The organism is Alteromonas sp. NFXS44 (assembly GCF_040148705.1).
Lineage (GTDB): Bacteria > Pseudomonadota > Gammaproteobacteria > Enterobacterales > Alteromonadaceae > Alteromonas.
The window spans coordinates 783655-793974 of record NZ_JAGDEA010000011.1 but is presented as its reverse complement, the minus strand read 5'-3'; the positions used below and the strand labels follow the sequence as shown (position 1 = coordinate 793974).

The window sequence follows — 10320 nt, the reverse complement described above, 5'->3', positions numbered from 1 at the left end:
TTAACCTCTCTGAAGGGTTGTTGAAGACTACAACGTTGATAGGCAGGATGTGGAAGTGTTGCAAGGCATTAAGCTAACCTGTACTAATTGCCCGTGAGGCTTAACCATACAACGCCTAAGTAGCTTTTACTTAGAAGTTGTAAGTTAATGACTGACTAATTACTTAAGTTAGAGTAGCGTTACTCTGATTGATGAAGATATCAAGCTTTCCGGAATTGTTATCTTAGTGATGTGTAAACATCATTAAGACAAAAGTTTATGCCTGACGGCAATAGCGACGTGGTACCACCTGAATCCATTCCGAACTCAGAAGTGAAACGCGTTAGCGGCGATGGTAGTGTGGGGTCTCCCCATGTGAGAGTAGCACACCGTCAGGCTCCCAATTCGAAGAAGCCCGCTCATCTGAGCGGGCTTTTTTCGTTTCTGTTCTCTGCATAGAATCCCTGCCATTCAAAAGCTAAAACATTAAGGTTGAATCACTTTTGGCCGGAGCCAGCTACTCAGTTATTTAAAGTGTAATTGTCTGCTTACTGACGGATTTCAGAAGAGAGATGATCATTGAAAAGTTGATAAAAGTGCGGAGCAGAGAGGAATAGACAGCCAAACCGGACACTGATTGTGAGTATCCGGAAGGATCATAACAAAGAGGACTTACTGAGAAGTGAACTTAGTGCGCTGGAAAAACATCCATTCCAGAGACACAAATGCGATAAGCATGGTTACCGGCACCTGGTGTGACGGAATGAATCCCAGAGATTTGAATAAGATACTGGCAATAAATGCATAAGCGAGCAGGCCGGTATGCTTAAGAATTGAGGCCCTGTCCGCGGGCTTCAGTATGGCTTTCCAGTTAAACACTGTTCCTCCTATCCGGTGACTAAGTCGAAGCTCCCTGCCAGCGCCTGAAGGCTGTCCTGCAAGGGATGTAAACGTTATATCGGATAAAGTGTGCCAGTGAAATGGCTCTGCGTTGAATTACCGGAAGGGGCGGCTAACGGGTTAAAATAAACCCAGTTGCTGGTTGTCTATATCATCATAGTTAATCCCTGTTGCCGGCAGGATGCTTTCAGCAATGGGTCTGATTTGTTTTTCAATATAGTGTTCATAGTCAGGTGGCTGAGTGACATACCCGACAGCCTGCGGTCCCGCTATAGTGACAACATAACGCACTGTGGTTCTGTGCTGGTATTGCAAAGGTTTGCCTGCTGCCATATTCATCTCATCAGCCTGACGTGCAGCTTTAACATGAGGCGGTTGCGTGCGAGTATAAGCATTCAGAGGCTTTCTGAGGCGTCTTGCGTACACCAGTAAGTTATCCAGTTTACCGGCGCGGATATCATTGAGTAATGTTCTGATGTAATCCTCCGGAGACTGTTCAGCGAAAACAAGTGCGTAAAGTTTTTCCTGAAATTGACGTGCCAGTGCAGTCCAGTCCGATCTGACATTTTCCAGCCCTTTGAAAATAAGTTGTTCCTTACCCTCTTTTACCGCCACGCCGGCATAACGCTTCTTGCTACCTTCATCTGAACCACGGATTGTGGGCATAAAAAAGCGGCGGAAGTGGGTTTCAAATTCAATTTCAAGATGACAGTGTAAATTGAAGTCCTGTTTTAGCGTCTCACGCCAGCGGCGGTTGATCATGTCCTGTAACTGCGTACCAATTAATTCAGCTTGCCGGGGTGTGCAGTCATCGCCTGTGAATACAAATGTAGAGTCCGTATCGCCGTAAATCACTTCGTAGCCGGCGTCTTCTATCCAGCCGGCAGTGGTTTTCATGATGTCGTGTCCCCGCATAGTAATCGAGCTGGCAAGACGGGGATCGTAGAAAGGGCAACCACCACTACCGAGCACACCGTAAAATGAATTCATCAGAATTTTTATCGCCTGAGAGCGGGGCGCATCCTGCTGCTTTTTGGCTTCATCACGTTGTTGCCACAATCCGGCAATGATATCGGGCAGGAAATGCTCGGTGCGGGAGAACATGGCTCCTCTGTAACCTTCTATGGCGTTTTCAGGGTGCAGTAACCCTTCAGCCAGACCAAGGGGGTCAATAAGAAAAGTTCTTATGATAGAGGGATACAGACTCTTAAAATCCAGTACCAGTACATTGTTATACAGCCCGGGTCTGGACGTCATCACGTAGCCCCCCGGGCTCGCAAGACCGCCATTCTCCGGGCGGATTCCACATACATATCCTTGTCTGTGCAGCTTGGGCAGATATACGTTTATAAACGCTGCAACTGATCCGCCGGGACGGGTCATATCCAATCCGGTAAGGGTGCTGCGTAATATGAGAAAATCAATGAAACGTGTATGTTCTGCGATGTCGTTTACCAGTACACAGTCCTGATGATTGTAGGCGACCAAATGAGAAGGATTGTCCCGGTATAAGGTTTTAATTTCTTCAAGTTTATCCCCGCCGGTAATCAGCTTTCTTTTATTCAGCAAGGCATTTGCAACAAAGTCCAGTGCGAAGCTTTCAAACTGCCAGGTCATGGTTTTCAGGGCATCTATGCCATCAATGATACAACGGCCGGGGATCTCTGCTATTACCTGTGAGCCGTCTTCCCACTCCCGTACGGTAAGGGTTTCTCCCTGGCGGCCCAATGTCAGCGGAATGCCTTGTCGCCGTGCCATTCTGTTAAGCACAGCGAGGTCAAACTGTTTGATGTTCCAGCCCAGTATGACATCAGGATCCAGCTCCGCGACAGCCTTGCAGAAAGCGGTAAGGACTTCTTTTTCACCGGGCAGATTAATGACATCAAAGGTCGCAAATTCGTCAGTGACCGGCGTGGTTCCTGCAGTATTCAGCCATACACGGTTCATGGTCTCAGAAGCAACAGCGATGGAATACAGGTTTTCCTTTTCATCACACTCAATATCAACAGAAACACTGGTCAGTTGCGGACGAAACTGTGTCCCTTTAACTTTGGCGTTCACAATCTCATTATTAACCGGCGTCCCGTAATAACTCACAGCTCCGTAAGCAAAACGCTCCATCAGAAAGCGGTCTTCAGACTTAATATCTCCCTCGTACAATGACAACCCCGCGCTCTGCATCTCGCGACGTAATTTGTGCCTTGTGAAGTCGTCAGCACACCGCAGTAGTATGACTTCTTCCTGTTCCAGGGTTTTGAAATTGACCGCTTCCGGAGTGATATCCAGGCCTTTCGCGCGGATCAGATTTTGAACCTGTTCCAGATGAGATGTCCTGATGAAGCAAACGCTGGTTTGTGGCCCGGAGATAAGCCGTACCGGACCACTCTCAGTGGAAATCCACAACTCAACGCATTCGCGGCTATCCCTGCGAATGGTCCGGCGGGATAAAATGAAGCCTTTGCCTGTCACTATTGAGATTGTCCGTCCGTAGCAAAGGGCTGACCGGTCACAATTTTATCTCTGCCAGTTTCCTTTGCTTCGTACAACGCTTCGTCTGCGACAGCAACTACTCTGGTCATATTGGAAAACGAAGTGGCATCGACAAGGCCGACGGATAACGTGACCTGCATCGTTTTGATTTTCAATTCAACAGGAATTTTCCGGACGCTGCCGGCAAAACGCTCAAGCATGTCCAGCGCGTCGTCCGTCCCGGTATGGGGAAACAGGAAAAGAAATTCCTCTCCACCAATACGGCCCAGAATATCCGTTTTCCTGAAATGCTTTTGCGCCTTTCTGCCAAAGGCCCTGAGCACATCATCCCCGGTTTGATGGCCGTACTCGTCGTTAATCTGTTTGAAATGATCGAGGTCAATAACCGCTGCTGTCAAAGGCGTTTTGTGTCTTAGGGCCATCTGATACTGTAACTCAGCATCTTCCATGGTTTTCCGGCGTGTCATTAAACCAGTCAGACCGTCATAGTTTGCCAGTTGTTCAAGGCGTTTCTGATGACGTTTCCCATTAAAATACAGCCAGCTCAGCAGGCCACACACCACAATAAGTAATCCGATAAGTGCAATTGTATAGCGCTGAAGGCGCTGTTCATTCTTTAACTGGTTTTGCTGACGTAAATTTTGCTCTTCCAGCAGAGCATTTTGCGCCCGCTGCTTTTCCACATCGAAACGGGTCTGTAATTCCAGAATCCGCCTGGAGTTAATTTCTTTCTGTAACAAAGCGCGGTTCTGTCTGTTTTGCAGTAGTACCAGATAGGCAGACTGGTGCTCACCTTTGGCGGCAAAAGCGCGGGCTTTTGTATCTGCAATGGCAATCCGTTGTGACAAAAAGGATTCACCCGTGGCCATTTCCTCAGCTCTGGCCAGTCTGCGTAAAGCCTCTTCCGGCTGACCCTGATCAACGGCAATTTGTGCCTTTTCAATTAAGACTTTAATTTGCATAAACGGATTGCCAGCCTGCATAAACAGACTGAGGGCATCATCTAAAAACGGCGATGCATCGGCGGTCATCCCCCGGTCAATCAGCTCAGATGCAATAGCTTCATAACTGAATGCAGCACCCTGTAAATCGCGGATGTTAAGGGCAATATCTGCAGATTCAAGAAGCAGGGTCATGCCTTCATCACCATCGCCGGTTTGGATAGTGGCTTTGCCTAATCCAAACAGGGTATTCGCCAGTTCAAGGCGCACATTATTTTGCCGGTACCACGTTTCAGCTTCGCGATAGAAACGCAATGCCATTTCAGGTTCCTGCCGGTATTCGTATACAACGGCAATCATGCTGGCAAAATCAGCCCGGCTGAAAAAAGCACCCGGAGATTCAAGCCGGCGGTAACCTTCCTGAAATAACGCAAGGGCTTCGCTGTACTGGTTTAAAGTTACATTGATATAACCGTTCACACTGATTGCATAAAACAACAGGGCTTCGTCATCCCCGTCACGGGCCCGGGCCAGCGATTCTGCCGCAGCAGAGATCATGGATTGAGCAAGACCCAGTCCGTCTCTGGCTTCTGCCAGCGCCAGCGTCAGATAGTCATTTAAAGGGGGAGGCGGTGCCAGTGCCAGACCTGCTAAAGCGGCTTCTTCCGCTTTTTCATGCAAAGCAAGTGCGCCATTTGCACGGCTGATGAGGTAAAAATGCAGGGCTCTCTGTTCTGAAGACAGTTCATCATTGTTAGCCGGTAAAGCGTCGAGTACGTCCTGCGGAGAGTTTCTTACACCGGTAAGATGCACAGCGGCATCACCTGTCCACAAGTCCGCAAATACGTTAAAACTGAGAATACTGAAAGCAAGCAGCCCTGCCAGGTATCTTTTAAACCGGTAAGCCGGATACATCACTGTTCCTGTCAGCATAAGAAAAAGACGGTGTATCATAGCCTGATGCGTGCGGGAGGCCAAACATAACCTGCAACAGTTCAGCACGGGAAGATTAATGTGCTTCTTCGTCCGGCGTCAGTACCGGTAAAGTGACTTCAAATACGGTACCTTTACCCACCTTACTACTGACTGAAATTTTGCCTTCATGTTGTTCTATGGCTGTATAAGCCACTGATAAACCTAGCCCCTGACCCAGGCCTTCCGGTTTGGTTGTGAAGAACGGATCAAATATCTTCTTAACGTGTTTTTCTTCAATGCCTTCGCCACTGTCGATGATCTTGATGCGGACCGTCGTATCATCACCATGCACATCTACTTTTACAAACCCTTTATGATTGATTGACTGGGCCGCATTGATCACCATATTCATCAAAGCCTGTTTAAGGCTGCCCGGCTCACAATAGATTTTCAGGCCGGCGGGTTCACAGGTGACTTTAAACGTGGGCTTTTTGTATTGGACTGATACCAGCTCTGCCATCTGCTTTACCGCTTCATCCAGATCCATCAGTTGCCATCCGGCCGAATCTTCCAGCGCAAACCGCTTAAGGTTCTCGACAATATCCCGCACACGGATAAGGCCGTCTCTGGACTCATCAATCAGCGGAGTCATATCGTCTTTAAGTAAATCGTAATGATGCTCTTCCAGAAGGCCCGTGATTAGCGTGCGGGTTTTTTCATCGGTATTTTCAATATTGTCTGCCAGCGTGTCGCATAATGTTATCAGGTGTTCACCGTATTGCTTTAAAGTGTCCAGATTGGCTGAGACAAAGCCGATGGGATTATTGATTTCATGGGCAATGCCGGCGGCCAGTTGTCCGGTGGAAGCCATTTTTTCTGCCTGGATAAGCTGGCTTTGCGCTGAGTCGAGTTTCTTGATGAGTTTGAGCTGTTCTTCATGCTCACGTTTCAGCGCTTTGGATAATTCCTGCTGGGCAATGAAGTAACTTGCCTGGGCGGTAACATCCTGAAGGAAAATACACGCCAGCTTGCCATGCTCCGGAGAAGATAAGGGCACGATTTCCATATTCTGGTACATCTGTGTCTCTTCACCGGTTATGGGGCGGCTACTTTTAAACGGAAAAATATGCGGGCGTTGTTCCCAGTAGCTGAAACTGGGATGTTGAAGAACGAAGACAGATTTGATTCTGCGGCGCAGAAACTTTTCCTGCTCAGGAAAAAGCTCTGCTACCGGTTTTTCCATGTAGTCAGCACGGAGTCCGGTTTCCATGCGGTCGATAAAAAAGTCGTTTAGGAAAATGACCTGGTAATCTTCATTTACAATGCAGATCCCTACCGGTAATTTTCCAAAAAGTTGCTCGAACATTAACCCAGCAATTCATCAATAGTTTCGGTTAGTCGTACCAGTGACGCACGGTCGAGACAAAAGACTACCCGCATGGAAAATGAAGAGAGCTCAATATCGAACTGCACCTCCATTACCAGGCTATGCTGCCAGTTAAGTTCGGTGAATGATGCTTTATTCGGAGAGAACAGCGTCGGCATATTCAGATTGGTTGCCAGTTCAAGCTGGTTCGATAACCCGGCCAGACAAGCGCCGGCCAGAATATTTGACAGCTCCAGTATGGTTTCTTCAATATCACTCTGGCTGAGCGGTGCCTCGTATTCGAGCAGGCTGGCCACTTCGGTTAAACCCTGCTCTGATACCACCGCCATCACTTCACCCTGAATATCTCCAAGGAAAGATTGTCTGGTGTAAAACGCATTCTCACTGCGATTAATAAGTGTAAATAATTCGGCTGGCGTAACGGCTGATATTTTAGGTATGGAAATACCTATTTTGGTTTCTATCAGGTGCGCCAGCGAATTAGCAGCTTGCCCCATAGAGATATTCATTAGCTCCTGAAGGGCGTCACGTTGATCTTCTGTGAGGGAAATAACACTGCTCATAGATACCCCAGCTCAAACAATGTCATGGCTAATTCTTCTTTATCGAGAGGCTTTCTGATGAATTTGTGCGCCCCCAGATCCATAACAATGCGTTGCTTTTCAGGCTGGAAATCAGCACTGATCACAATCACATCCGGTCTTTCTTCTTTGTCCGCGAGATATTCAAGCACACCAACACCGTCCACCTCGGGCATAGTCAGGTCGAGTAATAGTAATCTGAACCCGTTCTTTTCGAGCAGATCTATTGCTTCCCTGCCATTCGCAGCTTCTGTGACAGTAAACTCGATTTCAGGCGGAAGCGCTTTTAGTACACTTCTTCGTGACAGACGCGAGTCATCGGCCACAAGTAGCGGAACTGTCATTCTTACCTCCAGACAATTTCGAACCTATCATGAGTATTTGCGATATTTTCATTCCTGCAAGTCCACCTGAAAAAAAATCTTTCAATTTCGACTATTTGCTAATATCACGTCATTTTGAGTATAGGTCTTTTGTGACATTTGCGTGTTATTCTTTAGGCGGAATTCGCTGCACAAATGTCACTAAAACCTACCCGAATCCAGTGTAGCTAACTTCTTACCTGAGCTACCGGATGCAACGCCATAATCTGATATAAGCCGTCATACTTAAGAGCTTTACAAACGGCTGCCTGCTTTCATTTTCTCCAGTTGAGTAACCATTGCCTGAGCGATATTTTCAAGTGGCAAAATCTTTTCCGCCGCCCCCAGCGAGACGGCAACTTTAGGCATACCGTATACCACACAGGTATCTTCATTCTGACAAATGGTGAATGCGCCTTTCTCTTTCAGTGCCAGCAACCCGTCAGCGCCGTCTTTACCCATACCTGTCAGCAAACTGGCCACTACATTACTGCCGGCAGATTCAACCAGCGAGGTAAACATCATATCCACTGAGGGCTTGTGGCCACTGACACGGGGCCCGTCATTTAATCTGATCCGGTAATCGGCACCGCTGCGGATGATCTCCATATGTTTGTCGCCCGGAGCCAGATAGCCGTGGCCGGGAAGTAAACGCTCATCACCACGGGCTTCCACAATTTTTAACTGGCTGCAGGCATCCAGCCGCTTTGCAAAGGTGCTGGTGTAACCCGGCGGCATATGTTGGGTGATTACCGTTGCCGGAGCATTGGCCGGTAACGCACTGACTATGGTTTTAATCGCTTCCGTGCCGCCGGTAGATGCGCCGATGGCGATGATTTTCTCAGTACTTGAATAGGTGAGGGCAGTCGTTGTTTTAACTGTAGCCGGCTTTTGCTGACGCACCCGTGAGTGTGCTGCCATACGTATCTTTGATAAAATTAATTCGCGGTATTCTTCTATTCCCTGCACAACACCCAGTTTGGGTTTGGGAATAAAATCAACAGCGCCAAGCTCCAGTGAACGGATGGTGGCATCAGCACCCGCTTCCGTGAGAGTAGATATCATTACCACTGGTGTGGGACGGGCTTTCATCAGTACATCGAGGAAACGCAGGCCGTCGACCTTGGGCATTTCAATATCCAGAGTGATAACGTCCGGATTGTGCTCCTGCACCATCTTTTTAGCGACATAGGCATCGGGTGCGGCACCAACAAGCTGCATATCGCTTTCGCTTTTCACGATTTCGCCAAGCAGATTTCTGATTAACGCGGAGTCGTCTACAACAAGTACTTTTATCGTCATGGCTCACCTAATCAAACTGTTCAAATTCACTCTGTTCAGGCCCTTGTTTCAACTTAATGCGGTAAGCACTTTCCCGGTCCATGATCGTTGAATTATTGAATTTCCGTATCCGTTTCACGAGTACCTGTCCTGAGTCAGGGAAGAAATATATTTTGCGGGCGTAGTCTTCCATTAAATCGCTGGCAACGATTGGAATGCGCTCTCTTCGTAAGTAAGCAGTTACAAACTCAGAGTTCATCTGGCCGACATTGGTGACGGATATACCCGCAACCACATTACCGCCGCCAAATACTTTGGCTTGCAGATGCCGCTTATCGGCACCTAAATTCATCATCTGGTTAATCAACAACTCCATGGCATACATGCCATATCGGGAGGCTTCACAAAATTCCCCTTCAGAGCCTCTGTCTGAGGGCAACAAAAAGTGATTCATGCCGCACACGCCATTGTGCAAATCCATCAGACAAGCGGACACACAGGAACCAAGAACCGTGACCATCAGTGTGTCATTGCCGGTAGAAAAATACTCCCCCGGCAGAATTTTTACAGCCTGCCGGACAAAGCGGGGATCATAATATGTGTTGGCTTCGTGTCCCTCGCCGTCCATGAAGGTTTCAGCCATAGCGTCTGCCTTCACGGACCGGTTTGTAAATGGTTTTCCCCACTGGCGTAACGATCTGTGAATCCTTATTGAAGTTTTCAGAATGTCCGGCGATATATAAACCGTCATCCGGTAACAGTGCCACCATGCGTTTCAAAATATTCAACTGGGTGGGTTTATCAAAATAAATCATTACGTTGCGGCAGAATATGACGTCAATGGGTCCCCGTATTGGCCAGGTCACATCCATCAGATTAATGCGTCTGAAACTGACATTTTTTCGTAGTTCCGGCACGACCCGCACTTTACCTTTCTGGCTGCCTTTACCTTTGTGCAAAAACTTCTTGCACTGATGCGGTGTCAGTTTAGTTGTCGCCTCGCTGTTGTATATGCCTGCACTGGCTTTCGCCAGTACCTGGCTGTCAATGTCTGATGCAATGATCGATACCGGATTATCAAAACTGTCGAATACCTCTGCCACTGTCATTGCAATGGAGTAAGGCTCTTCACCGGTACTGCTGGCTGAGCACCATATAGTTCGCTGACCCGGATGCGTCCGCAAGTAATTTGCCAGCGCATCAAAGTGGTGGGCCTCACGGAAAAATGAAGTCAGGTTTGTCGTCAGGGCATTAATGAAGTTCTCGTCTTCTTCAGGCGTACGTTTCAGGTATGTGAGGTAGTCATCGAAGCTGTTCAGCGACAACGCCCGCAGTCTGCGGGCGAGTCTGCTGTATACCAGTGAATCTTTTGTCTCTGTAAGATTGATCCCTGCCTTTTGATATAAGGTTCGTCTGACTCTCTCAAAATCCTCTTTATTAAACGCAAATTCTTGCTGGGCGCTCTGGCTCATACCGGCCCGTCT

General features: G+C 47.9%; 9 protein-coding genes and 2 rRNA genes. 2 read left to right on the top strand and 9 right to left on the bottom strand.

The window, feature by feature from the left end; all coding sequences use genetic code 11:
* Together J3369_RS17185 and rrf are read left to right on the top strand one after the other, a co-directional pair.
* Nucleotides 1-108, top strand: a 23S ribosomal RNA gene (locus J3369_RS17185); the annotation flags it as partial.
* A 153-nt stretch (nucleotides 109-261) separates the two neighbouring features.
* Nucleotides 262-377, top strand: a 5S ribosomal RNA gene (gene rrf / locus J3369_RS17180).
* Between the two features lie 274 nt (nucleotides 378-651).
* Here the strand turns inward: rrf and J3369_RS17175 are convergent.
* The 9 genes from J3369_RS17175 to J3369_RS17135 form a co-directional block, all read right to left on the bottom strand.
* Nucleotides 652-858, bottom strand: coding sequence for a hypothetical protein (locus tag J3369_RS17175; RefSeq protein ID WP_119502497.1), 207 nt, complete (start codon nucleotides 856-858; stop codon nucleotides 652-654).
* 141 nt (nucleotides 859-999) lie between these two features.
* Nucleotides 1000-3348 carry a DNA polymerase II gene (locus tag J3369_RS17170; RefSeq protein ID WP_349589163.1) on the bottom strand — a complete coding sequence of 783 codons (2349 nt, stop codon included), beginning with the start codon at nucleotides 3346-3348 and terminating at the stop codon, nucleotides 1000-1002.
* On the bottom strand, nucleotides 3348-5264 hold the full coding sequence (locus J3369_RS17165) for a tetratricopeptide repeat-containing diguanylate cyclase (protein ID WP_349589161.1): 1917 nt from the start codon (nucleotides 5262-5264) through the stop codon (nucleotides 3348-3350). The genes J3369_RS17170 and J3369_RS17165 overlap by 1 nt, the downstream gene beginning before the upstream one ends.
* 55 nt (nucleotides 5265-5319) lie before the next feature.
* On the bottom strand, nucleotides 5320-6591 hold the full coding sequence (locus J3369_RS17160) for a sensor histidine kinase (protein WP_303572607.1): 1272 nt from the start codon (nucleotides 6589-6591) through the stop codon (nucleotides 5320-5322).
* Nucleotides 6591-7175, bottom strand: a complete 585-nt coding sequence (locus J3369_RS17155; protein ID WP_119502493.1) for a chemotaxis protein CheC — start codon at nucleotides 7173-7175, stop codon at nucleotides 6591-6593. The genes J3369_RS17160 and J3369_RS17155 overlap by 1 nt, the downstream gene beginning before the upstream one ends.
* Nucleotides 7172-7537: a response regulator gene (locus tag J3369_RS17150; RefSeq protein ID WP_119502492.1), complete on the bottom strand. Its 366-nt coding sequence runs from the start codon at nucleotides 7535-7537 to the stop codon at nucleotides 7172-7174. The genes J3369_RS17155 and J3369_RS17150 overlap by 4 nt, the downstream gene beginning before the upstream one ends.
* Before the next feature lie 273 nt (nucleotides 7538-7810).
* Nucleotides 7811-8857, bottom strand: coding sequence for a protein-glutamate methylesterase/protein-glutamine glutaminase (locus J3369_RS17145; protein WP_303572608.1), 1047 nt, complete (start codon nucleotides 8855-8857; stop codon nucleotides 7811-7813).
* A gap of 7 nt (nucleotides 8858-8864) precedes the next feature.
* Complete coding sequence (gene cheD, locus J3369_RS17140) at nucleotides 8865-9479, bottom strand: chemoreceptor glutamine deamidase CheD (protein WP_349589157.1); 615 nt, start codon at nucleotides 9477-9479, stop codon at nucleotides 8865-8867.
* Complete coding sequence (locus J3369_RS17135; RefSeq protein ID WP_349589155.1) at nucleotides 9472-10308, bottom strand: CheR family methyltransferase; 837 nt, start codon at nucleotides 10306-10308, stop codon at nucleotides 9472-9474. The genes cheD and J3369_RS17135 overlap by 8 nt, the downstream gene beginning before the upstream one ends.
* Nucleotides 10309-10320 lie beyond the last annotated feature (12 nt).

What these genes read in the sequence shown, in the direction of transcription:
- J3369_RS17165 (WP_349589161.1), bottom strand. Translation starts at nt 5,264, where the DNA reads ATGATACACCGTCTTTTTCTTATGCTGACAGGAACAGTGATGTATCCG.
- J3369_RS17160 (WP_303572607.1), bottom strand. Translation starts at nt 6,591, where the DNA reads ATGTTCGAGCAACTTTTTGGAAAATTACCGGTAGGGATCTGCATTGTA.
- J3369_RS17155 (WP_119502493.1), bottom strand. Translation starts at nt 7,175, where the DNA reads ATGAGCAGTGTTATTTCCCTCACAGAAGATCAACGTGACGCCCTTCAG.
- J3369_RS17150 (WP_119502492.1), bottom strand. Translation starts at nt 7,537, where the DNA reads ATGACAGTTCCGCTACTTGTGGCCGATGACTCGCGTCTGTCACGAAGA.
- J3369_RS17145 (WP_303572608.1), bottom strand. Translation starts at nt 8,857, where the DNA reads ATGACGATAAAAGTACTTGTTGTAGACGACTCCGCGTTAATCAGAAAT.
- cheD (WP_349589157.1), bottom strand. Translation starts at nt 9,479, where the DNA reads ATGGCTGAAACCTTCATGGACGGCGAGGGACACGAAGCCAACACATAT.
- J3369_RS17135 (WP_349589155.1), bottom strand. Translation starts at nt 10,308, where the DNA reads ATGAGCCAGAGCGCCCAGCAAGAATTTGCGTTTAATAAAGAGGATTTT.